The organism is Acinetobacter sp. TY2 (assembly GCF_046269225.1).
Classification (GTDB): domain Bacteria; phylum Pseudomonadota; class Gammaproteobacteria; order Pseudomonadales; family Moraxellaceae; genus Acinetobacter.
In genome coordinates this window covers 1-25356 of the sequence record NZ_JBJZOR010000013.1, presented here as the reverse complement: position 1 = coordinate 25356, position 25356 = coordinate 1, and the positions used below count along the sequence as shown (strand labels likewise).

Annotated in this window: 19 protein-coding genes and 1 tRNA gene; 4 read left to right on the top strand and 16 right to left on the bottom strand. The window is 34.9% G+C overall.

Features of this window, described 5'->3' with window-relative positions; all coding sequences use genetic code 11:
- Positions 1 to 490 precede the first annotated feature (490 nt).
- The 12 genes from ACK1JC_RS09830 to ACK1JC_RS09775 all read right to left on the bottom strand — a co-directional run bounded on the left by ACK1JC_RS09830 (position 491) and on the right by ACK1JC_RS09775 (position 18841).
- Positions 491 to 580, bottom strand: a tRNA-Ser gene (locus ACK1JC_RS09830).
- Between the two features lie 96 nt (positions 581 to 676).
- Positions 677 to 2713 (bottom strand): FAD-dependent oxidoreductase, encoded by a 2037-nt coding sequence (locus ACK1JC_RS09825; RefSeq protein ID WP_409511691.1) that lies wholly within the window; start codon positions 2711 to 2713, stop codon positions 677 to 679.
- Positions 2714 to 3242: 529 nt separating this feature from the next.
- Complete coding sequence (gene dld, locus ACK1JC_RS09820) at positions 3243 to 4934, bottom strand: D-lactate dehydrogenase (RefSeq protein ID WP_409511690.1); 1692 nt, start codon at positions 4932 to 4934, stop codon at positions 3243 to 3245.
- A 209-nt stretch (positions 4935 to 5143) separates the two neighbouring features.
- Positions 5144 to 6298: an FMN-dependent L-lactate dehydrogenase LldD gene (lldD, locus tag ACK1JC_RS09815; RefSeq protein WP_409511689.1), complete on the bottom strand. Its 1155-nt coding sequence runs from the start codon at positions 6296 to 6298 to the stop codon at positions 5144 to 5146.
- A 3-nt stretch (positions 6299 to 6301) separates the two neighbouring features.
- Positions 6302 to 7045: a transcriptional regulator LldR gene (gene lldR, locus ACK1JC_RS09810; protein WP_409511688.1), complete on the bottom strand. Its 744-nt coding sequence runs from the start codon at positions 7043 to 7045 to the stop codon at positions 6302 to 6304.
- A gap of 59 nt (positions 7046 to 7104) precedes the next feature.
- On the bottom strand, positions 7105 to 8775 hold the full coding sequence (lldP, locus tag ACK1JC_RS09805) for an L-lactate permease (protein ID WP_409511687.1): 1671 nt from the start codon (positions 8773 to 8775) through the stop codon (positions 7105 to 7107).
- Positions 8776 to 9457: 682 nt separating this feature from the next.
- On the bottom strand, positions 9458 to 11875 hold the full coding sequence (locus ACK1JC_RS09800) for an AAA family ATPase (protein ID WP_409511686.1): 2418 nt from the start codon (positions 11873 to 11875) through the stop codon (positions 9458 to 9460).
- 27 nt (positions 11876 to 11902) lie between these two features.
- Positions 11903 to 12817 (bottom strand): GIY-YIG nuclease family protein, encoded by a 915-nt coding sequence (locus tag ACK1JC_RS09795; protein WP_409511685.1) that lies wholly within the window; start codon positions 12815 to 12817, stop codon positions 11903 to 11905.
- Positions 12818 to 12821: 4 nt separating this feature from the next.
- Entirely contained in the window at positions 12822 to 13109 is a 288-nt protein-coding gene (locus ACK1JC_RS09790) for a hypothetical protein (RefSeq protein ID WP_409511684.1), read from the bottom strand.
- Between the two features lie 3 nt (positions 13110 to 13112).
- Complete coding sequence (locus ACK1JC_RS09785; RefSeq protein WP_409511683.1) at positions 13113 to 15044, bottom strand: DEAD/DEAH box helicase; 1932 nt, start codon at positions 15042 to 15044, stop codon at positions 13113 to 13115.
- On the bottom strand, positions 15041 to 17728 hold the full coding sequence (locus ACK1JC_RS09780) for a class I SAM-dependent DNA methyltransferase (protein WP_409511682.1): 2688 nt from the start codon (positions 17726 to 17728) through the stop codon (positions 15041 to 15043). The genes ACK1JC_RS09785 and ACK1JC_RS09780 overlap by 4 nt, the downstream gene beginning before the upstream one ends.
- Positions 17729 to 17827: 99 nt before the next feature.
- A complete protein-coding gene (locus ACK1JC_RS09775; protein WP_409511681.1) occupies positions 17828 to 18841 on the bottom strand; it encodes an Arc family DNA-binding protein in 1014 nt (337 codons plus the stop codon).
- Between the two features lie 115 nt (positions 18842 to 18956).
- On the opposite strand from ACK1JC_RS09775, the gene ACK1JC_RS09770 reads away from it, so the two are divergent.
- The 3 genes from ACK1JC_RS09770 (at position 18957) to ACK1JC_RS09760 (ending at position 21574) form a co-directional block, all read left to right on the top strand.
- Positions 18957 to 19109 carry an Arc family DNA-binding protein gene (locus ACK1JC_RS09770; protein WP_409511680.1) on the top strand — a complete coding sequence of 51 codons (153 nt, stop codon included), beginning with the start codon at positions 18957 to 18959 and terminating at the stop codon, positions 19107 to 19109.
- Positions 19110 to 19286: 177 nt separating this feature from the next.
- On the top strand, positions 19287 to 20831 hold the full coding sequence (istA, locus tag ACK1JC_RS09765; protein WP_409511679.1) for an IS21 family transposase: 1545 nt from the start codon (positions 19287 to 19289) through the stop codon (positions 20829 to 20831).
- Entirely contained in the window at positions 20828 to 21574 is a 747-nt protein-coding gene (locus tag ACK1JC_RS09760) for an ATP-binding protein (RefSeq protein WP_000208885.1), read from the top strand. Before istA ends, ACK1JC_RS09760 begins: the two co-directional genes overlap by 4 nt.
- Positions 21575 to 21742: 168 nt before the next feature.
- Here ACK1JC_RS09760 and ACK1JC_RS09755 read toward each other — a convergent pair whose 3' ends face one another.
- The 4 genes from ACK1JC_RS09755 to ACK1JC_RS09740 all read right to left on the bottom strand — a co-directional run bounded on the left by ACK1JC_RS09755 (position 21743) and on the right by ACK1JC_RS09740 (position 24292).
- Positions 21743 to 22009 carry a hypothetical protein gene (locus ACK1JC_RS09755; RefSeq protein WP_409511678.1) on the bottom strand — a complete coding sequence of 89 codons (267 nt, stop codon included), beginning with the start codon at positions 22007 to 22009 and terminating at the stop codon, positions 21743 to 21745.
- 52 nt (positions 22010 to 22061) lie between these two features.
- Complete coding sequence (locus tag ACK1JC_RS09750) at positions 22062 to 22205, bottom strand: hypothetical protein (RefSeq protein ID WP_409511677.1); 144 nt, start codon at positions 22203 to 22205, stop codon at positions 22062 to 22064.
- 115 nt (positions 22206 to 22320) lie between these two features.
- Positions 22321 to 23640, bottom strand: coding sequence for an NAD(P)/FAD-dependent oxidoreductase (locus ACK1JC_RS09745; protein WP_409511676.1), 1320 nt, complete (start codon positions 23638 to 23640; stop codon positions 22321 to 22323).
- Between the two features lie 73 nt (positions 23641 to 23713).
- Positions 23714 to 24292, bottom strand: a complete 579-nt coding sequence (locus ACK1JC_RS09740) for a TetR family transcriptional regulator (RefSeq protein ID WP_409511675.1) — start codon at positions 24290 to 24292, stop codon at positions 23714 to 23716.
- A gap of 148 nt (positions 24293 to 24440) precedes the next feature.
- Between ACK1JC_RS09740 and ACK1JC_RS09735 the strand changes: the two genes are divergently transcribed.
- A partial coding sequence (locus ACK1JC_RS09735) for an MFS transporter (protein WP_409511756.1) occupies positions 24441 to 25356 on the top strand: 916 nt, incomplete at its 3' end.

Here is a 25356-nt window from a genome sequence, read left to right as displayed (position 1 = left end):
CAACCACGAACGTATTACTTTAGGTAATGTCGATACAATTAATTTTAGAATTGCATCTCTATTTCAGGGCAAGAGCAAAATTGTTATGAATTAAAATAGATTTATGTAGACAACCGTTTAAATATATTAAAAGCTTAACTCTCGATTCCAAACAGCTTGTTTAGAATTGGTGATGATTCATGTACTTTGAATATTGACCGAGTTCAAAATCAATATCATTGGTAGTTAAAACCTTTAAATAAATAGCATGACTTTAATCATGCTATTTTATATTTATAGAGTTGAAAAATAAATTTAACATAATCATTTGCGATCTAGAGTAGCAACAATTCTGTTTAATAATTCGCTTAGAAATTCTGATGAGGTTCCTAACACACTCTATAAACGCTCATTAAGATTAATTGAAGCCAAAATTTTATGTGGGTTGCAATGTGGGATAAAACACGAGCAAGAAAAAAGCCCTTGTAATAACAAGGGCTTTTTAGATATTTGGCGGAAGCGGTGAGATTCGAACTCACGGAGGACTCACACCCTCGTCGGTTTTCAAGACCGGTGCATTCAACCGCTCTGCCACGCTTCCATGTGCGCCATCATACGGAGCTTTTATACATCTGACAAGTGAAAAATACAGTCAAAGCATACAAGTGCATATACTTTCACCAAATACTATAAAAAATCACAATATTGCAGCGATTTCAGCACCTTCACGAATCGCACGCTTCGCATCAAGCTCGCCTGCAAGTTTTGCACCACCAATAATATGGTAACTTGCTAACGTCGATTCACCTTCTTTCGGCATCAATTCTTTAACAGATTCTTGCCCTGCACAAACCACAATGGTATCAACACGTAAGAGCTGATCATGACCATTCACTTCAACCCACAAACCTTCATTTGATACAGATTTATATTGCACACCACGCATCATACGTACAGCATGCTTTTTCAATTGCGCACGATGTACCCAACCCGAAGTTTTACCCAAGCCAATTCCGAGTGGTGTAGTTTTACGTTGCATCAGATAAATCTGGCGAATGGGCGCTTCAACTTCAGCAGGCACATGACCCCCTTCAGTCATATAATTTGGATTTGGATCAACACCCCATTCACGTTGCCATTCTGCCAAAGGCTGTGGTTGTGGCTGATGCTCAGGTTTTAACAAATACTCTGAAACATCAAAACCAATACCGCCTGCACCAATCACCGCAACTTTATCGCCTACTTGCGCACCACGTAACACTTCAGCATAAGATAGTACATTTGGTGCATCACTACCTTCAATTTTAAGACCACGAGGCACAACACCTGTGGCAATAATCACATCATCAAAGCCTTCACGTTCAAGTTGCTCACGGTTCACTTTGGTATTTAAGCGTACCTCAACACCAGTCTTTTCAAGCTGAACTTTAAAGTAACGAATAGTTTCATGAAATTCTTCTTTTCCTGGTACTACTTTAGCAAGGTTGAACTGACCACCGACTTCTTTTGCTGCTTCAAATAACGTGACATTGTGACCACGTTCAGCAGCAACCGTTGCCGCAGACATTCCTGCAACACCACCACCCACAACCGCAATTTTTTTGGATTTTTTGGTTTTTAAATAGACCAATTCTGTTTCATGTGCCGCACGAGGATTCACTAGACAACTTGCACGTTTATTTTGAAAACTATGATCCAAACAGGCTTGATTACATGCAATACAAGTATTAATTTCATCAACACGATTGGTTGCAACTTTATTTACCCAAAAAGCATCAGCAAGTAATGGACGAGCCATTTGCACCATATCTGCTTTACCTGCCGCCAAAATTTTTTCTGCAGTTTCAGGCATATTAATACGATTCGATGCTATAACAGGCACAGCAACATGCTTTTTTACTTCCGCTGTATAGTCAACAAAAGCTGCACGCGGTACAGAAGTGACAATTGTTGGAACACGTGCTTCATGCCAACCAATTCCCGTATTCAACAATGTAATCCCTGCTTTTTCTAAAGCTTTGGCAACGGTAATCACTTCATCCATAGTATTGCCATCATGCACAAGATCGAGCATCGACAAACGGAAACAAATAATAAATTTATCACCGACCTTCGCACGAATGGCTTTGACAATTTCAACCGCAAAACGCATACGATTTTCAATTGCTCCACCCCATTGGTCTTCACGTTGATTGACATGGCGACTTAAAAATTGATTGAGTAAATAGCCCTCTGAGCCCATCACTTCTACGCCATCATAACCTGCCTTTTTCGCAAGGCTTGCGGTATGAGCAAAATCGTCAATCGTGCTGAGAATATTTTTTTCACTCATTTGACGTGGTTTAAACATAGAAATAGGTGATTTGATTGGGCTTGCAGATACTACAAAAGGCTGATAACCATAACGTCCAGAATGTAGAATCTGCATCAAAATTTTTGCACCATGCTTATGCACAGCATGCGTTACTAAACGATGTGGTGCAATATCACCAAGCGTATTCATGGTTCCGCCAGCAGGCAATAACCACCCCTGACGATTCGGCGAAATTCCACCAGTAATCAGTAGTCCCACACCGCCTTTCGCTCGCTCACCAAAATAAGCCGCAAGCTTTGGATAATTATAAAAACGATCTTCTAAACCTGTGTGCATAGAGCCCATAACGACACGGTTTTTTAGTGTCGTAAAACCTAAATTTAATGGCTGTAAAATATGTGCATAGCTATTCGTTGTCATGTTGATCCTTTTATCTTTGGCTTTGCAACTTGTTGCATACTACTGTAGCGATTTTTTAATTTTTTAGGATGACTTCTTTTTGGTTTTTCTATGTTAATAATGTCAATTCAGCCAATTCCGTTTATTAGCTTCATTTAGCCTAGCTTTGCGATATCAGTCAAATAAGCAGCATAAAATAAACCAAAAAGTTTAATAAAAATAAGTATACATATATGTTTGGGTAACTATGTTTATGATCATATGCCCAATAATACCCTTACAATAAGTATAAGATTTAAATTAGGCACAAAATTTTATTTTTGAAAATACGTTTCCTTTATTTTGAAATCTTTTGTTTAACTAGGAGAATATTTAACAAGCAAGATAGATTGATAATTTTGATTTAACTTGCACATAAACTCATATTTATAAGCGATATTATTTCAACAATTTTCGGAACAGACTTCTCCTTTTACACTTACACTGAAAAGACCAAAAAAATCAGCCACTCTTAAGAATGACTGATTTATTCATAAATATTTTAAAATATTTATTTCCAATATTTTAATTTACTTGTTTGCCCAATACCGACGTTAAAGCTATTACTTGGATCAAGCTTTTGATAATGGTTTTTCAAAGCAGGCTTTGCCACATATAAATGCCCCACATTATGTTCAGCAGGATATTCTGCCCCACGATCATCAAGTAAATGCCACATTTCATGTTCCATTGCCAAAGGATCTACGCCTTTTTTAACAATATAATCTTGATGAAAAACATGGCAAAGGAAATGTCCGTAATACAATTTATGAATGATTTTTTCATCCATTTCTTGTGGTAAAGTTTCTACCCATTCACGGTCATTACGACGCAGCGCAATATCCAGTGCCACAATATCTTCCACTTCTGAACGATGCGTATCACGGTAACGAATCGCAGCACCTGCCACAGCAAAACGATGTAAAAATGCTTTACGCCCTTCTTCATCGGTACATTTAAAATAATTACCTGATGTTTGATGACTAAAGTAATCTTTTAAAAAGTCATGAACCTGAGCAACATCCTGATTTTCAATACGAATCATTAAGTGATGTTCATATAAATCACGAAATTCATTCATTCGTTTAGGTAAATGGTTTGGCATGAGTTTGGTCACGAGTTGCAGAACTTTATCCGACAAACCACGCAAGCCAACTTTTTCTAAATAACCATCCACTTTATCTTTCATTGCAAATGCAGCAGGCACTTTTGCTGTACCAAATTTTTCAATAAACATGAAACTGTCTTTGCCGTATTCCGCACCAATATCATAGGCAACACGGTGAATGTATTCACCTGCAATTGGCAAACGTGGCAAATCTTTCAACAAAAAACGGCGAATTTCAGTCAAGTCATCATGTGAATTTGTACCTACATAAAACACCTGACTTGGAATTTTTTCAAAGGTATCTAAACGTACTGCAAAAACACAAACTTTACCTGCTGAACCTGAAGCTTCAAATAAACGACTTGGATCGGCATTAAAACGTGCAGGCGTATTTTCATCGACCTGTTTTACATCATGTGAATAGTGTTGATCAGAAGCACAGCAACTTGAATTGTTAATGATGTCATCAATTTGATAGTTTTTATTTTCAAGTTTCGTGAGGATTTCTTCAGGTGTTCGCCCTAAATTCACACCCAAATGATTGACCAGTTCTAATTCACCAGACTCATTGACTCGTGCATAAAGTGCTAACTCTGTATAGGCAGGCCCACGACGAACTAATGCACCACCTGAGTTATTGCACACACCACCTAAAACTGATGCACCAATACATGAAGAACCAATCACTGAATGTGGTTCACGATTAAATGGCGCTAAATCTTTTTCTAAACGATCAAGCGTTGCACCTGGCAAACAAATGACTTGCTGACCATCATTAATTATTTGAATACCTGCTAAACGACGCGTACTCATTAAAATTACAGGACGATCATAATCATCACCAAATGGCGTTGAACCACCTGTCAAACCTGTGTTGGCAGCTTGCATAATCACAATGCAATCGGCGTTCACAGCCACTTTTAATACTTGCCATTGTTCAAGTAAAGTTCCTGGCACAACAACCGCCAAGACTTGACCTGCACCATAACGACGACCTTGACGATAAAGGCGTGTGTCATTGGCATCGGTTAATACGTGTTGTTTACCAACGATATGAATGAGGTCTTGGATGGTTTGTAATGATTGAGTTTGCATATTTGTTATTTCCAGTTATAAGAATCCCCTCTAAATCCCTAAGACCAGTCAGTTAAGGATTCTTTAAATCCTCCCCCACCGCTCCTTTTCCAAAGGAGGGGCCTTCTGTCCACTAAATTTGATTGAGTTTGAGAAAAACTCCCCTCTTTTCAAAGAGGGGTTAGGGGAGATTTATACGATTTGAATAATCATAATGAGTGATAATTAAATCACCCTGCCAGCTCTTTTTCTAATCTCACCAAACAATCTGAAGTAATATCAGCAATCGTGTTTGCACCCGTCAATGTCATCGCCACACGCATTTCTTTATCAATTAAATCAAGAAGATTAGAAACACCTGCTCCACCTGCCGCACCCAATGCATAGATAAAAGCACGTCCTAGCATACAAGTATCTGCACCAAGCGCAAGCATACGCACGACATCTAAACCATTACGAATACCCGAATCGGCTAGGATTTTAATATCACCTTTCACAGCATCTGCAATTGGTGGTAAAGCACGAGCAGAAGACAATACGCCATCCAACTGACGACCACCATGATTTGATACCACGATACCATCTGCACCGAAACGTACTGCATCTTTAGCATCTTCAGGATCGAGAATACCTTTGATGACCATTGGACCATCCCAAAATTCACGAATCCACTCAAGGTCTTTCCAAGAAATAGATGGATCGAAGTTATTGCCTAACCAACCAATATAATCTTCTAGACCTGTCGGTTTACCTAAATATTTTGAGATGTTACCCAAATCATGCGGGCGACCCATCATGCCGACATTCCATGCCCAATGCGGATGGAAACATGATTGCATATAACGACGCATTGCTGCATTTGGCCCGCTCATACCTGAATGGGCATCACGGTAACGTGCACCTGGAACAGGCATGTCTACTGTAAATACTAAGGTTGAACAGCCTGCAGCTTTGGCACGTTCCAAAGCATCTTTCATAAAGCCACGGTCACGAAGTACATATAACTGAAACCACATTGGACGGTTAATAGCAGGTACAACTTCTTCAATCGGACACACTGACACGGTAGATAAAGTAAAAGGAATACCCTTTTTATCGGCAGCAACAGCCGCTTGAACTTCACCACGACGTGCATACATACCTGTTAAACCCACAGGTGATAATGCAACTGGCATCGACAAGGTTTCATTAAACAGTTTTGTTTCAAGGCTAAGTTGCGACATGTCATTTAACACACGCTGTCTTAACGCAATCTTTGATAAATCTTCCACATTACGTTTTAAGGTATATTCCGCATTTGCCCCACCATCAATGTAGTGAAACAAAAATGGCGGTAAACGACGACGCGCGGCTTCACGATAGTCATTTGCAGAAGAAATAATCATATTTTATGTCCTATTTAATCGGCTTGAACGCTGACGACGGGCTTCTTCCTCATCAATCATACGCACTTGCTGTACCACAAATTCGATATGTCCACAGACTGCCTCTCGGGCAGCCTCTGGATCACGACGTTCAATTGCATCCATCACCTGAAAGTGTTGATCACGCAATTGATCATAACGATGGGCTTCGGTATACACTTTACGCCTACCCAAAACCACGTTGTATTGCAACAAATCTACTAAACCACGCATCATCTGAATCAACACCAAATTGTGCGATGCCTCTGCAATCGCCAAGTGAAATTCAGAATCTGCTCTGGCAGCAAGATGATCATCTCCCAACTCTTGAAAATGGGTGATTTGATCATAACAATAACGAATTTTCTCAAGATCTTGCTCAGTTGCCCGCTTGGCTGCATACCATGCTGTTCCTCCCTCAAGTACCATTCGAGCTTCCTGCACATCAAAACGATAGGCAGGATCTTCATCGATTAAATTACTTAAAGGTTCAACAATCTGATTGTGCGACCAATTGACTGGTAACTGTTGCAAAAAAGTCCCCGCTCCAACTTTGCTGACCAGCATGCCCATACTGCTCAGTTGCGAAATGGCCTCTCTCAAAGTGGAGCGAGATACACCGAGTTGTTCACACAACTTACGTTCAGCAGGCAGACGAGCTCCGACTTGCATATTATTTTGTTCAATTAACATGCGTAGGTTTTGTACCACTTTGTCGGAGACTTTCATCTGCTTTCCTTAGACGTGCATCGGTTGAGTATCCCTAAAATGATATGTGATCGTTATAATCATGGAATCATCCAAGGGAACACATAGGCTTGTAGTGTAATGATAATACCAATCATCACAGTAAATGAGATACTGTGTTTCACCGTAAAACGGAATAAATCAGACTCTTTACCCACTAAACCTACCGCAGCACAAGCAATCGCAATCGATTGCGGAGAAATCATTTTTCCTGTTACGCCACCACTCGTATTCGCAGCAACCAATAATACTTCAGGCACACCAATTTGCTGTGCAGTAGTCGCTTGAAGTGCTGCAAACAAGGCATTTGCAGAAGTATCTGAACCTGTGAGGAATACCCCTAACCAACCCAAGAATGGTGAGAAGAATGTGAAGGCTTGACCTGTATGCGCAAGTGCCAATGCTAAAGTTGCTGACATTCCTGAATAGTTCGCAATAAATGCGAAAGCCAACACCATACCAATTGAATAAATTGGAATTTTCAATTCATTCACCGTTTCAGCAAAAGTCACAATTGCATCTTTCGGCTTCATTTTTAAGTAAATGATGGTAATGATCGCAGCGAACATAATTGCAGTACCCGTTGCAGAGAACCAATCAAACTTATAAATGGCATCATAGTCCTTAATTTCAGGAACGACAGGTGGCATTTTTTGAATCATTTGATGCAAATAAGGTACTTTGATTGAAAAAACCATGTCATGCAGTGCGCCATCTTTCGTAAATAAATCCTTGAAAGGTTTGACACTCCAAATGGTGACCATTGCCGTTAAAATTGCAAATGGTGACCATGCTTTAGCAATTTGGGCAATCGTGTATTTCTTCTTACGCTCTGCTGCTAAATCAATATTTTGAACGCCTTCTTCATTTTCAAAGCGGAAAATATGTTTTGGCTGCCAGTATTTCAATAAAATTGTAAGTGACACTAACGCTGCAATCGCCGCTGTAATATCAGGTAATTCAGGACCGACGAAATTCGATGTCAAATATTGTGCAATCGCAAAAGAACCACCACCAACAATGACCGCAGGCCATGTTTCTTTCACACCACGCCAACCGTCCATAATCGCCATGATCCAGAACAGCACGATGATCACCATAAATGGTAACTGACGACCCACCATCTGACTGATTTCCATGGTTTCTACACCCGAAACCTGACCCGCCACAATGATTGGAATACCCATCGCACCAAAAGCAACAGGTGCAGTATTTACAATCAAACACAGACCTGCAGCATAAAGTGGCTTAAAGCCAAGACCTACAAGTAATGCAGCTGTAATTGCAACGGGGGCACCAAAACCTGCAGCACCCTCAAGGAAGGTACCAAAGGCAAAACCAACGAAAAGCATTTGTAAACGCTGATCTTCAGTAATGGATAAAATTGAAGAACGAATAATATCGAACTGCCCTGTTTTCACAGAAATTTTATACAGGAACACTGCCCCGATAATGATCCATGCAATCGGCCATAAGCCATACAAAAAACCATAAATCATCGATGCAAATGCCATTGTCGCAGGCATTTGATAGGCAAATAATGAAACAAGTAATGCCAATACCACTGTGATCGTACCCGCAACACTTCCCTTCATGCGGAATACAGCTAATGCTAAAAAGAAAAATATGATTGGAATAAGAGCGATCGCACTTGATATCCAAATATTTCCCATCGGATCATAAATTTGTTGCCAATGTTGTAGCATTGTCATCTCCTTGAAATGCTAGCTTAATGGATAAACAGAACATTGCATTTACATATAATTGGTATGACCAATATTAATTTAAAATAAAAAAAATACGCATATTTCCCAATAATAATAATTTCTGCTGAATTAAAGATCAATAAGTGATTTTAAATTTTAAATTGGTATGACCAATAATATCCCCTATTTTGTCTAATCAATCACCTATTTTAAAACTTTCAAATAATTTCTAATTCATAAAAAACTGTTTTTATTGATTTTTATAAAAATTTGCAAAATTTATACGACTTTAGTCTTAGGCGAATACAAAGAAATCAATTTTCATACAACCTTAACAGCATTTCAGAACGATAAAATTGTTGTTTTAACTAAATCTAGCCTATTCAATTTATATATGCTTACAATGATGCTTTACTTTGTTCTTATTTTTAGCGGTATAGCTAGATGTAAAATATAAGCTACATAAATTTAAATACTCTATCTAAAGTATCTTAAATCGATCTATTTTATTGGCTCACTATATATCTAGCCCATGATGCTGAAAATCATCATAAACTAGACATTTTTATTGGTGAAAATTTAGAAACTTGAAATTGGGTGCGTATTCTTATTTAAATGAACAGGTATTCTTATTCACAGTTGAACACCTATTCTTATTTTACTTGGACAGTTAACTATCTGATATAGCCTATCTGTCAGGATCCAAAGGATCAGTAGAAATTTCTACATCAATACTTTCTAATAAAGCATTATACTGCTGAATATCATCTTGTACTTTGGCAATGATTGCTTTTGCTGCTTTTTGCATTTCAGCTTCATCTATCATAGACATACCTCTTTCAAATACCCCAGAACAATGTGAAAGTTCATTGTTTATCCTTCCTATGAAGAAACGATGAAGGTTGTCATCGTTCCAAAATAATTTTAACCGTTCATCATCTTTCATGTGACTAGGGAACTTGTAAAAAGAATAAATTTCAATAAACTTTCTAGCATTATTCCCAAAATTATAAAAGCAACTATGATTCTGATCAGTAATTATATTAGCTGTAGCACATGTATGTATTTGCTGGAATAAGTAGTTAAACTCAGTTGCATACTCACTCATATAAGTAGGCATTATTGTGATAAAAGAATTATTATTTTCTCTTTGTATCAAGTATTTGTTTGTTTTTAGATTAGGGGTTGCTCCATTGTTATTGAAACTAACATCTAAGCGCTTCAGATATTTTAAAAATTCCAAATTATGCGTGGATATAAATAATTGTGAAAAAAGTTTATCACCGCAGATTTTATCATTGATTAATGAGTAAATAAAAAATATATGATTACTATCTAGACTGCTAATAGGGTCATCAATCCAGATGATAGGTCTCTTACCCTGATTAAGATCATCTTGTATTTTTGCCAAAAAATAACAGAAAGATATAAGGCTACATTCACCCTCACTTAAATTATGTGCTTTAACCCCATTTCTTTGAATCTCAAATTTAATAGTTTTACCTGAATACTCATTGACCTCGATAGCTTCTAAGTGTAGTGCTTGATGTCCGAAGTCATGTTTTAAAATATTATTAATGCGGGTACATGCTTCACTTTCTGATCTTAGCTTATCTTCCTCAGTTTTAATATTGGTGATAATTTCTCCTTTTCTTATTTCAAGTGTATTTAATTCATCTTGGTATGGTTGAATTGCTTGACTTAAGATGCTAGCCTCAGTGGTCAAATTATTATAATTAATATCTTGTAAGAAATGGTAGATATGATCTAACCTCAATTCATTTTTAGCATTATCTTGATTTTCTTTTAACTTGCTTGTCAATTCAATATGTTTTTCTCTAATAGTTTTTATACTATCCAAAGTTTTATGAATATCATTCAAATAATTAATAGGCGATGCAAAATCAACAACATTAAATAATTTATCTTTTTTATCTTCAAGACATGAAATTAGTGTGTTAAATGAATTTTCTTGCATTTCTAATAAATTTGCAAGCTCACCCTTGATTCTATTTAACTCAACATGAAAACTATTGTAAAAGTAATTTATATCTATATTGACCTTTAGTAATGATTTCTTACTATTTAACAACTCTATACCTTTGTTAATGCGGATTTTTAATTTTTGTGATTCTTCATCAAAATGTTGACGTAAAGCTTCTAGTCTTTCTGAAGGAATAGTATTAGAACAGAAGGCACAGGTTGTTCTTTCTTTATGATGTGCCAAACCATCTTCTACCCATTTATTTAAAAGCCCATTTTGAACCAACTCATCAATTTTATTTGATTGACCTACTTGAGAATTTAGAATCTCTGCAACAGCTTTTATTAAGCTCTCAAAATCTATATTAAACTGTGGTATAGCTGGAGGATCATCCATTTTAATTTGTAAAATTAATTTATCATGGTTAGCTTTAGTATCCTCAGTTAAAGGCTGGTAGATTGGTTTACATACGGATTCAATTTCCCTAGCCAATTTTGTAATATTGTAGTTGGAATCACCAAATTTGTTGTGTTGCGTTCGAATAGAACCTTCTTGACCTGAAGCTTTATTTTTTAATAAATTCTGTAACTCTTTATCCTTATTGTTGAAATTTAATTGAGCTATACCTAACTCACTTTTCTTATTCTTAATGGATAAATAAATACCTGTTTCTGCATTTTCCGTTTCAGAACCTAATTCTTCATTTAGTTGTTGGATGCGATCCAATATTTGCTGATTATCACCACCTAAAGTAACAGAAAATGATTCCACATTCTGATTATCATCATGGATAAATTTCAAATTCTCTTTCACGAAATCAGAGTTATAGACATAAATAGGGTGGGTAAATGTAGCCAAAGAACTATGTGTTACCACACTATTATCAGCTAACAAAATTTTAAAGTTTGGGGCTTGATACTTAGGTGAAATAGTTTTTGTTTCTAATGCTCGTATGATTTTAGAAAGGCTAGTTTTTCCAGAGTAATTTCTACCATAAAAAATATTTATGTCTTTAAAATCATATATTTGATTTTGAATACTTGGATTAGCTAAACTTAAATCCCAATCAAAATTTTTAAAGATTCCAAAATTATCAATCTTGCTGAGTTTTATAATTTTCATTGTTTGTCCCCTTAAAGATAATAGTTACTATCTCAATTCAATCACTTTTGTAAACTTGTTATATTGATAATTCATAATCTGCCCATTTACCAACAATTCAACAGCTTGCTGAATTACTTCTAAAGGTGCAATAAACCACTCTTTAGGTTGATGATTTTTACCATGTTTGTCTGTGACCAATAGATCAAGGCAAGATTCACCAAAAAAGGCATGTAGGTAATATTCAAATTTTTGAGGATTAATATTGAAAGCTTGATATTCAGCAATGACTTCAACATCAGCCATCAAATAAGTAGGCTCTTTTTTTGCATTCGAAATACGTTTATCAACAGTTGTTGTTGCAAAACCAATTTTATAAAGATGATCATATGATTGGATACGTGGATCTGTACTTTTAGATTTCAGAATATAAATATAACCTGTCGATGTATCTTCTTCAGTAATACCTCCAAAATGAGTATAGAAATTTGAGTTTTCTTGTTCATTTGTTTCTGAAACAATGCGCCCATCTTTATATAATGCTTTAGCTAATGAGCGGTACAGCATGGTTGATTCAGTGCCATTCTCAAAGATAGTACGTGTTCGACCATCTTTACGGAAACGTTTACCATCAACTGTTTTAGCTTCAGAAGTAAAATTAATATCTGCGAGATAAACTAACAATCCGCTTAAAACATAGTAACTCCCTTCAACTAGTTGATATCCTTTATCATTGAAAGGCAACAGGTTACGTTTACCTTCTCGAAGCTCTCTATGAACATCTTTAAATAAATGTTCAAATTGATCAAAGTCCTTACAACGTTTACGTTTAGCAACTTCATCAGCTGCTGCACGTTGGACAGGCACATGCTTAATTTTAAAGATGTCACCATCTTTACCATCATCAAGCAAACCTAGATCATCATCGTTAAAAATATCTTCAAGTGATTTAATATCTGACATATCTTTAATCCTGATGTTGTGGCAGCAAATTATGTTCATCATAATCTGCTAAAGCCATGTATTGCTCTGGATTGGCTTGAATTGCTTCTAGACGGCTCGCAAGCATAAACTCCGAAATGTTTTTCATATCCTTAACAGGCACACGCCCATACTGTGTCACAAAATTATTAATTTCATTAAATTTAGAGACTAATTGCTCATCAGCCGTTAGAGCAGACGTTTTTTTCTTTACGTTTAAAAGACCTAAGTCATCATCAGCAATCATATCTTGAAGCCAGCTAAAATCTTCCACGTATTACACTCCAGATCGTCTACGTTGCTCACGAATATAGATGAGGCATTCGGCTAATCGTTTTTCAACTAAGTTATTTGATTCTAGACTAGGCTCACGACCAAACTGAACTTTGAAGGCTTTTAACTTAGGCCACAACTCAATAGCTTCTTCCTGAGACATACTAATCTTAGTTGCCTCGATTGCTTCCTTAATCAATTTGAGCACATTGACTGTGACTTCTTTTGATAAAATTTCAAAAGCTTTTTGGAAAGGATTCACAGATTGAATTAAATCAATATTAAGGTCTTCGATATTGATAAACTTATCTGCCATGCGAATAAATTTTTTATCGCCAACTTCTTTGACTTCTGCTGTGCTAATCACTGAGTCTACTACTAAATATTGACTTACTTCTTCAAGTTCAGCTTTCGTTAGGTCAGGATATTTTGTTTGGATAATCTTAGGGATAAGGACTTTATTTATCACTTCAGGCTCAATCTTACCTGCCGAACCTGCAATTACTTTGGCGTCTTGAAGAATCGCTGCTTTTAAATCGACAAGGTCATTTTCAATAATAGCCTTTGTTTTCGCTGTACTTGGTTCTTTAAAACCTTTGATTGAAAGAGTTCCTGCTGGAAGAATATCTTCATCATCACGTTTAGTTTTAAACTTAAAGTTTGGTGCGAGTATCTGCTCCATTAATAACGATGCAGTAATTGCTTTCAGCATGTTATTTACTGCAAATTTTACCTCAGTGTCTTGTGCATCAGGTTGAGCAATAAGATTGGTAAATTGGGCATGTGATTTGTTTGAGCTATCTCGTGTACAACGACCTACAATCTGCACAATTTCAGTTAAAGAGCCACGATAACCAATCGTTAGAGCATGTTCACAGAATTGCCAGTCAAAACCTTCTTTAGCCATACCTAAGGCGATAATGAGATCGAGATCATCTACGCTTTTAATATGACGAAGATATTCAACCACTTTATCACGACCATCTTCTTCAACGAGATCAGCTACTTTTAAAATCTTACCATCTGCACGTTTGACGGTAATAATGCCAGTATCAGCATCTTTAGCGACAAATTCACCAATGATTTCAAGGATCGCATCCACTTCATCATATTTATCTTTGGTTGATTCACCTGAATTCACATTTGGAATATGAATAATGGTCTTTTTGTCAGTATCTAATACTTGTTCAAGAGCAATATTACCTTCATCATCTGGGGCAAAATATCGCCCTTTATAGAAATGATAGCCAATGCCTAATGATTTTAAGTACGTGTAACCATTGAGTTGTTCGTAATAGTTAAAGGAAACTTTATCAAATTTCGCTTCGTCTTCAGGTGTAAGTACAGGAACGCTATCGCCACGGAAGTATGAACCTGTCATCGCAACGATATGGGCCGTGGTATTGTCCATTAAAGATTTAAGAACAGTACCTAAAATATTATCGGCATCTGCTGAAACATGGTGAAACTCATCAATTGCCACTAATGTATTGTCAAATACATGATCTTCAAGCTCTTCAAAAGCGAATCTTAAGGTCGCATGGGTACACACCAAAATTTGATCTGTACCTTCCATAAAGCGTTTAAAGGCTTTTACTTTGCTTTTATCGCCACCAGCAGTACATAAGTTATTTTCAGGTTTGATATCCCAATCTGCAAAAAAGCCACTTTCGCTCAGCTTTGTGCTGGCAAATGAACCACCAATAGAGCGTTCTGGTACAGCAACGATAACTTTGCTTAAACCCTGATTATGTAACTTATCTAGTCCTAAAAACATTAAGGCACGAGATTTACCTGATGCTGGAGGAGCTTTTAATAACAAATATTGTGAATTACGAGACTCATATGCACGAGCTTGCATTGCTCGCATCCCCATATTATTTATTGATGTACTTTGGCCAGTTTGTTGATAATTGACTTCTATTATATTTTTCATGGATTTACCTTCTCTTGGTACATCTTAAGCATTAAAGAAAGTCTTTCAAAATCATCTGCAAATAAAGATTTTGAGTATTTTTCTTCAATATATTTATCTAACTCTAAATGAGCTTTCTTTAATGAATCTGGCATCTCATCTGGATCATATAATTGTTCAAGTGAACAATTAGGATAGTTTTCTCTTTCTTGGAGAATATTTATAGCAAGCGATGATATTTTTTCTTTGTCAACAGATGTTAGTTTAGGAACAGGAAAAGTATTATAGCTAAGACCCACAGTATATCTGATGGCATCTCCTAAGCGACCAGATACAGCTTTTACCCATGTCATATGCATATGGGAGTTAATTAATCCAAAAGTTACTAAATCACCATCAGGAATTATCATTGCAAGATTGGTAATAATTGATTCAGCATCAAGAAAACCAATTGGAATGTAACGCCTACGTGGCGTAGACACGTTAGGAATGACTATCTGTGAAAATTTGGCACGATTTACTTGTACAAACCTGTGTGGCATATTCACAAAGTTTTTTTCGACTGTATTACCATTTAGTCGTTTTAAACGTACCTGTTCAATACGGTCTTTAATTGGTGGGATTTGATTTGCCAATTCGACATCTTCATCTTCAATCCATAAGCACCATCTCAAAGTACCTTTTATTAATTCATTTGTGCCAATTAAGCGCTTGAAAAATTTTTTACTTTGAGGATAACTTAGTTCTAATTCTTCTTTTTCAGCATTAGTTAAGCAGAGATAGCCACCCTCACGAGGTTGATTACCTCCTAACATTTTTGGCAATCCAAATACTGACTTATTTTGACTCTCTATAATAGTCCCTGGTCCATCTACTAAATAGGCATTAATTGTGGCTACTTTAGTTTTTAATGACTCAAAATATATATATTTATTTTCATCTTCTTTCTTAGATAATCCAATAATAGTAACAGTAACTCCAGCCATATCTCGAGCATTATTTTTCCATTTAAAAGGTTTATAACAGAACGAAATATTAATTCCTAATTGAAATAACTTTGGCCAAAGCATTGAAACTTGGCTACCCTGACATATGGAGTTTGTAGTAACAAATGCAATTTTTTGTGCTCCACAAATATATTGAGATGCTTTATAAAACCAACAGGAAATATAATCTAGATTCTTATAGTCATTTTGATTTTTAAAAACTATATCCATATCTTCTCTTTGCAGGTCAGTATGATTTCGTTGACCTAAATAAGGAGGATTACCTAAAAGATAAATTTCTTTATCAATATCATTTGGACAAATATTATTCCAATCAACTCTATTAGAGTTTTCACAAAAAATATTCCCAGAGCGTTTTAAAGGTAAAGTTGGTATAGCCTCTCCAAATTCGACTTTAAAAGATATATTCATTTGGTGCTCAGCTAGCCATAAAGATAATATGGCTATTTCATGTGCAAAATCATCAACTTCTATACCATAAAATTGGGAAACTTGAATCACTGAAAATGGTTTAGAAAACTGTCCTGTTTTCTCCAATTCTAGCTCTTGAATTCGCTTCAAAAGTTCCATTTCTAATTTACGAAGCTCTTTATAAGCAATAATAAGAAAATTACCTGAACCACAGGCAGGGTCAAAAATTTTAAGTTGCCCCAAACGTTGCTGTAATTTTAATAGTTTATTAATACTGTCTTGGTTTTTTTCTAATTCTTCATACAAGTCATTTAAGAATAATGGTTCAATCACCTTCATAATGTTTGGAACAGAGGTGTAATGCTGTCCCATCGTGCTACGTTGTTCAGTATGGACAACCGCTTGGAACATAGAACCAAAAATATCAGGGTTGATATCGGACCAATCTAGGTCTTTACCACACTCAATCAAAATCCTACGTGATTTACGTGTAAATTTTGGAACTTGAATATCATCTTTAAACAAGCCACCATTTACATACGGAAAATCTGCTAAGTAGTCAGGTAAATCTGCTTCACGATCCTCAGATGATTGGTTTAAAACTTTAAACAATCGACCAATTAAAGCAGATAAATCTGATCCATCTTCTCTGCTTTTAGATATGGCTGAAGTGAACTGCTTGTCCTTAAAAATCTCAGTATCTTCTGCGAAATAACAAAACAGCAATCGAGATAAGAAAATATTAAGGTGATGTAAGTTCGCTTTATTGTTTAAGTCATCTTCATCAAAATTATCTACTTTAATTTCGTCAAAAAGCTTTGCTAATTTTTCAGCAGCCTTAACATCCGCAGGGTTTTCTCCTTGATATACGGCTTTCTCCATCCCCGCCCATGGTAAGAAGAAATCAAATTTTTTAGCTAAATCTCCAAAAGGAACATCCATTGTATCCTGTGTTTTGGTATCTACTGCCAATAGAGTTGTGAAGTCAGTTACGATCAAGAAGCGAATCTTATTACTTTCAGTTCGCTTTTCATTTTTCATCTGGTCAATAAGACCATGCAAATCATGCTGTTTTGCAATTTTGAAGTATATTTGGCGCTTCCAAAAAACTGTATTTTGCTTATCTTCAGCTAAATTACGCTCACCATTACGTACTCGCCCAATAGATTGGCTACGATGTCCATAAGCTAAAAGCAACTCATAGATAAAGTCTTTTTTATTTAGCTCATCTTGAGCAATTTTATAGATGAGTTGTTTAACATTTTCTTCGATTTGGACAATATTCATTTGTATAGATGACCGTATTAAAGCTAATAATTAGTTTATAGAAACAATAAGTTAAATTAAATAAGAATTCTTGTGTATACGACACAAATTGACGTGGCATTAATCGAAAGTCATAGGATGCTTAATATGAAACTCCGAATCTTTCAAAATTTTTTGAATGTATTCCTTTTCATTGAAATCCTTAATCAATCTTGATCTAAGCAAATCAAATCCCTTCCAATAGAATTCATCTAAAGACCGATTAGGTAATTTATCTGCGAGATCATCCATCCATGGAGTTTGATGAAGTTGATCAATCAATGGTAAGGGGTGTACTTCTTCTGACCATATTTTCTTAGTCACTTCTTCAGAAATCAAATAACTGTAGATGTTAGGATGATGGTATGAACCATGATATTTTTTTAAAGTTTTAAATAATAAGCAGAGATAAAGTAGTGAATTATACCCACCTACACCTGTTACATCACTGATATGGTAAGGAGTCTGAAAACACTCAAAATATTGATTAGAGTATAGTTTAGTTATAATTAGCGAGCCTTCTGCATTGAGACTGCGAAGAAATTTAACTTCTCGCACCGAATGATTTTTTAAGAAATCTTTTTCAGGATTAGGGGTCAACAACCATCTCAAATCTTTATCTAAATCCTCATCAAAACGGAAGCTCTCAACTTTGAATGGTCTTTCTTTTCCAAAAAGTAACCAATTTGAATTTGCAGATAAGAAGTCAGCGATTTTCTCTAGTTGATTAAAAGTTGGTTCCATTTCTGCTCTAAACCATGATTCAGCACTATCTGCTGAATTTTCATCAATTTTGTATGCTAATTCTGCAATCGTAAGTTGATCAAAATATTTACTTTTTTTAATTTCATTCAATAAAAAAATAAGTCGTTCAGCTACATCCTTTTTACGTTGAGTCGGTGTTCGTGCTTGCAAGAAATTTTCAATAACTTTGGCTGCTTCGAGATGAATATTATTATCCATCACAAAAGAATCATATAGGCGAGACATGGTCTCAGCGTTGATAGACCTCTGATTTATCTTTGCAGCTTCATCAATTTTTAACTTTAAATCTTCTGGAATTCGAAGATTAAACTGAATATCTTTTTTTTTCATGGATTCCACGAACAGTAGAAATTATCAATAGTAGCATTATGATGCAAAAAAACTATTGCGGATATAGAATCATTTCACTACTATAGAATCAAAATACTACCACTGAGTAATAATTGTGCAAACAACTAAACAATTAAATTTAAGATTGCCTGAAGAATTAGTTTTCTGGATAAAAAGAATGGCTAAGAAAAAACATCAATCGATGAATTCTTATGTTCTGACTGAACTTGAACGAATGCAGAAGGAGTCTAGAAATGAGCTAAATTAGTTTTAATTTTATCCGTGGAGAAAGATCAATGACCCATGCTGTAACATGAGTCATTGAAAGGTGTCTTTTGACTATCGACACACCTAGCATTTTGTTGAATTACTTTTTGAAAGTCAATAAAGCAAAATACTTGCTCTTTCTCCCTCAATCTACTGATCTGATTTTGGGAGTTTTCTAATGAAAATACCTGTTGTAATTCAACGAAAAATTTGTGAGTTTTTGGCGCAAGGTAATACACATCGCCAAATTGCAAAAAGAGTTAATGTGTCTCCAACAACAGTTGGTGTTATTGCTAAAAAATTAGGTGAAATTGAAATACCTGTTGCTGAGGTGTTGAAAGCATCTAATCAAGAGTTTGTCGATATTGTGCAAACAGGTGTTGCAAAAAATATCATGAAGTGCAAACTGCTACCAGACTTTACATATATCAATGATCAAATGAAGATCAGAGATATGACGCTTAAGCAATTGTGGATTGAGTTCAAAGAAACAGAGCCAAAATGCGTTTCGTATTCTCGCTTTGCGAAATTGTACAAGCAATGGTTGAAAAAATTACACCCATCTATGCGCCAACATTTTACTGCTGGGCAGACATTACTTGTCGATTTCTGTGGTAAAACAATGCCAATTCACGACATTAATTCAGACAAGGTGAGAAATGTTCAGATCTTTGTAGGTGTGTTGGGTGCTTCAAGTTTAATTACTGTCATTGCCGCAGAAACTCAACAAACCCATGATTGGTTAAAATGCTTTACAGCCACTTTTGATCGTATAGGTGGTGTTCCTAGAGAAGTAATCACAGATAATCTAAAAGCGGCTGTTATTAAAACAGGGCGTAATGGAACGGTTTTCAATAAAACATTTGAACAATTTGCTGACTATCATGATTTTGCAATTCTGAATACTCGCCCACGAACCCCTAAAGATAAAGGGCTAGCAGAGGTTTGTGTCCAAATTATCCAACGTTCTGTCTTGGTCAAATTAAGAGACAGAAAATTTTTCTCACTTGAAGAGTTACAAAAAGCTATCGATGTAGAAGTTGATAGAATCAACAATGGTGTCACTAAGCGTTTTCCTGAAAGTCGATCAGATCGTTTTCATCGATTTGAAAAAAATGAATTGCTTGTCCTGCCTAAACATCCATATCCTTTTTCAAAATGGATATTTCAACAAACCGTTTCAGAGTTTTATCAATTTACCATTGATGGGAATATTTATTCTGTTCCTTATACTCTGATAGGTAAGAAGTTAGATATCGGTGTTACAAGTCATGAAGTACAATTCTATTATGAGAATGAATTAATTACTTCACACTGTTTATTAGAGGGCTATGGTCAAGCAAGTATTCTAGACGAACATATGCCAGCCAACCATAGGCTTTATAATACTTTAAGCCCCGCAAATATTAAGCAATGGGCTAAATCTCTTGGAAATTATGTTTATGATTTTGTTGAACAAATTCTAAATAAATCCAAACAACTCGCTCGTAATATTAAGTCTTTAAATAAGCTTAGAGATTATATTTTAGAAAATAAGCTTGATTCTGTGCTTAATCAGGCTTGTGAGTATGCGTTAAAATATAATCTATTAGCAGTTACAGACCTATTGTATGTACTCAAAAATAGAAAATATATTCAACCTCTAAACACCACTAAAACAATGAATCCCTATACACACGCAAACTTACGTGGTGCTAATTATTTTGGAGGGGATGCAAGATGACTACAAAGAGCGTTATTGCACAAAAAATGCAAGATTTAAAACTCAATGGTTGTTTGAATTGCTTTGTTGATCATTATGATGAAATGGTTAACAGTAAAAAGACCTCATTAGAAATTCTCAATGAATTACTAATCGCCGAGCAAAATGAAGTCAGCAATCGAAAAATCTTATCATTGCTAAATAAATCGAATATACGATATCCGACAAGTAGCCTGACAGAAATAGATTGTTCCAATAAAAAAGGGCTTACAAGTGATATTTTACAAAGTTTTGCTGATTGTGAGTGGATCAAGTCCAAACATAATCTAATTTTTACAGGTGCAACTGGTATAGGTAAGACATGGCTTGCATCTGCATTTGGAACGAACGCATGTAAGTTGGGTTTTAAAGTCATCTTTTATAATACAACTGAGTTGTTCGAAGATTTCAATACTGCGGTAAATTTGGGAACTATCTCGACCTTAAAGAAGAGATTACTTTCCTGTAAATTGCTCATTTTGGATGATTTTGGTTTATCACAGATCAATAATTCTTGGTTAGCTCATTTTATTAGTGTTATTGATAAACATAGTGACAACGGTTCACTACTAATCACAAGTCAATATGAAACCAATCTATGGCTCAACCACTTTGAGGACCAAACGGTTGGTGAGGCATTGCTAGATCGTATTGTTCATAGGTCCCATATTTTCAATTTGGCAGGTGAATCTATGCGAAAAAAACGAGGTAAAAAAATCGAGTAATTTTTTTATTTTTGTCCAAGTAAAGCGACACTTTAATTTACGTATAAGTTTATTAAAGTGTCCAACTTGGATGAGAATGGGTGTTCAAGTAGTTGTTGATTTTGCAATTGGGATCACAATTTAATTTCTTATATCGCTCATTATGGTAAGTAAATAAGAGAAGTTTAATCAAAGCCAACTTTTAAGATCATTAAGAAATGAGGGCCATACATCTTCTGGCACTAAATTATAAAAACCATCTAAACCTAAATAAAACTCATCATGATAATGATCTATGAAATCATATAAATCTTCATCCTCAGCAATTTTTGAAAGTCCCAGCATCATTCTAAAGAGGTTTCTAATTAATTGTTCTGAATATTCAATAATTGGTGGAGGTTCAATATATTTTTTTAAAATCTCTCTAAAAGTTTTCCTCTTTACAGCAGGTACCAAGTTTAGCCATTCAAATTTAATGTTATGAAAATAATCTAATACTTGTTTTTCTTTAGAAAAAAAAACATATTTCCAAAGCCTCTGAATCTATAATGTCTTGCTCTATTCTGTTTGTAGACCAATCTTGAATATCTTTAGCCGATTTTAAATTTAATATTAATTCTAATTTAAACCGAAACTTTTCTGTATCATTCATTTTTATTCTTCATATTTCCTAAAACTAATATAATACATGTTATACTAAATTTTAAAAATCAAGCTATCATATTGATAATTAAAACAAATTTAAAAATTTCATAAGATTCAAAATATTAAATCGTGGGGATTTCCTTTAAGATTTTTTCAGCTATTTCACAGCCACTTAAATATGCACCATGAACAGTACCAGCATATTTCAAGCTACAATGTTCACCAGCGAAGAAAATAAGTTGGCTGATTGGCTTGTGTAATACCTTAACAAGATTATCAGTGTGATTTAGTGACGGAAAACTAAAAGAACCGTAACTATAAGGGTCTGCTCCCCAACGTGTAACTATTATTTTTTCTGGTTTATCGGGAATTCCAGCAAATTGTTTTTGTAAGCTACTAAAGACAAAATCAGATACTTCTCTATCCGTTGAATTGTCTATAAAATTTGATTTATCTCCTCCAAAGAGCATTAAATAAGTTGGTTTTTGATAGATTTGAGATAAATCTAAAATGTTAAAACAATCGGTATCGTTCCAATAAAAATTACTAATTTTCTCTCCTGAACTTTTCAAGCGAAAAAGAAGAGGTTGCTTTAATTCAAAAAATACTTTATTGAAAGATCCAAATCCGAGCGCTTGAATAGAATGAATATAATCACTAGATAATGGCGGGTGAAACTCAATGTGATTTTTTTTTAGAATACCAAGTGGTACGGTAACCACTACGCGAGAACCTATGTAAGCATTATCATTGGAATCGATAAGTTGAACATAATCATTCTGGTAAGTAATTTTTTTAATATCTATATTTAATTTAATTTCTATATTTTTGGCAATACTTTCAACAACCTGATAATACCCTTTTGGAAATACAACTTCATTCCCTTGAAAGTATCCCTCATAATTTTGATAATTTGAAGAAAGTTGATCTAGACTTGTAGCAAATGGATCATTGGCTATTCGTTCAAAAAAGCTCAATAATAATTTTTTAAGATAGTTTTCTGAAAATGTATTACCTAAATAAGGTAAAGAAAATATTATTTCTTTAATCGCATCAAGAGCAGATACTTTTTGTGTTTGATTAAGTAATTTTTCTATTTTATCTATATAAAAATCAAATTCTTCAACTTCTTTTTCTGAAAATAATTGTCCATTTTCATGAAAATATTGTGAGTTATCATAATTGAATATCGTAGTTTCTATATCATTTTCTTGGGTAATAGCCCATATAGGATTATCATCAATTCCATGAATCCATGATGCACCCAAATCAAAGATATCCGAATCAATCTTTTTAGAATTTATACGTCCGCCAATACGAGGTTTAGCTTCTAATACGATAACTTTTTCACCCTTTTCTTGTAGTTTTTTAGCACATCCTATTCCTGCTATCCCTGCGCCAATAATAAGAATGGGTAAATTAATATCGCTATTATTTTGCATAAATTTTCGATGATTCCTCATTAAAGTTAAGACGACCTAAAATTAACATAATAGGCTGTCATTTAAATAACAACTATTTGTCGTGAGATATCTTACATTCAATAAGTTGTAGAACTAAAAAATTCAGATATTTCAAAGAAAGCTTCTCACCTTTAAATTGAATTAATCGTTCAAAACCTAAAGTTATCCCTATGAATTGCCATGCTAAATCTTCCATATTTTCATTAGGATTTATGAATTTTTTTAGCTTTAATACTTCTATAATTTTGTTTTTCCAAGCTTCGATTGCCGCCCAATAAACTTTGGAAAATTCAGGGTTTGAGCAACTAATTTGCTCTGCCTCGTTCCAAAGACGTATATACGCAAGTTCATTATTGTTTTCTGAAAATCCCAAAATATCTAGCAATCTACTTTCCCAACATATATCTTCTGAAAGCGTACTAGTATCTAAATTTTCGTAAGCAAGCTGAATAAATACTTCTGACTTTAACTCTTGAATTGATGCATAGTGATGATGAATTAAACCTACTGATAAACAAGCTTTTTTTGCAATATTACGAACAGTCAGTGTACTTAGTCCCTCTTCAAGAGCTATTGACTTGGCAACCTGTAAAATCAGATTTCTTCTCTCAGACTTACTTAAATAACTCATTTACTAAATATACCCTTTTACAACACGACAAAGAATATAGGAGTTGCCAATAAAAGTAAAAATACAATAGAATTGAACACACGTTCAATTCTATTGTATTTTTACTTTTATTATGACTTTTCATCCTAAGTGGCTAATATTGGCTGTAGTGGTAGGGTTGTATTTACCTATCGCTATTGATGCAACAGTTTTACATATTGCTGTACCGACCTTGAGTAATGAGCTGCAAGCCAATATGTCGGAATTATTATGGATTATCGATATATATCCATTACTTATGGCGGGTTTAATTTTAGTAATGGGTGCACTTGGAGATAGAATTGGCTATCGTAAGTTAATGCTAATAGGAAGCATTATTTTCGGTATAGCGTCGGCATTTGCTGCATTCGCTCCAAATGCTGAAATTCTTATTCTTGCTAGAGCCTTATTGGCTCTGGGTGCATCGATGATTTTACCAGGTACTTTAGCTTGTTTACGCTATACCTTTGTTGATGAAAAAGAACGTAATTTTGCACTAGGTATGTGGGTAATGGCAGGCAGCGCTGGTGCTGCATTTGGTCCTTTAGTTGGAGGATTATTATTAGAATATTTCTTCTGGGGTTCAGTTTTTCTAATTAACTTACCCATTATTTTAGTTGTCATAGTCAGTATTTTATATCTAATACCTAAACAACAACCAATAGCTAAGAATCCATTGAATTTAATGGATGCAGCGATATTAATATCGTCAATTTTATTGGTGATTTATAGCTTAAAATCTGGATTAAGAGATTTTGAAATATACCATCTATTGTTAGGATTTATAGGGGTTGTTCTTGGAATAGTATTTACCAAAAGACAAATAAATAGTTCTTATCCTTTATTTGATATTAAGTTATTTGCTTCAGATTCGGTGAAATTTGGCTTCATGATCTCTGTTGTTGCAATGATCGCATTAGTAGGATTTGAATTATTAATTTCTCAAAAACTTCAATATGTTTATCAATATATGATATACGCTGAATTATCAGGAGACTTTCCCTTGGGAGATTCTAGGCAGCCAACTTATAAAAGTCTTCGGCCAT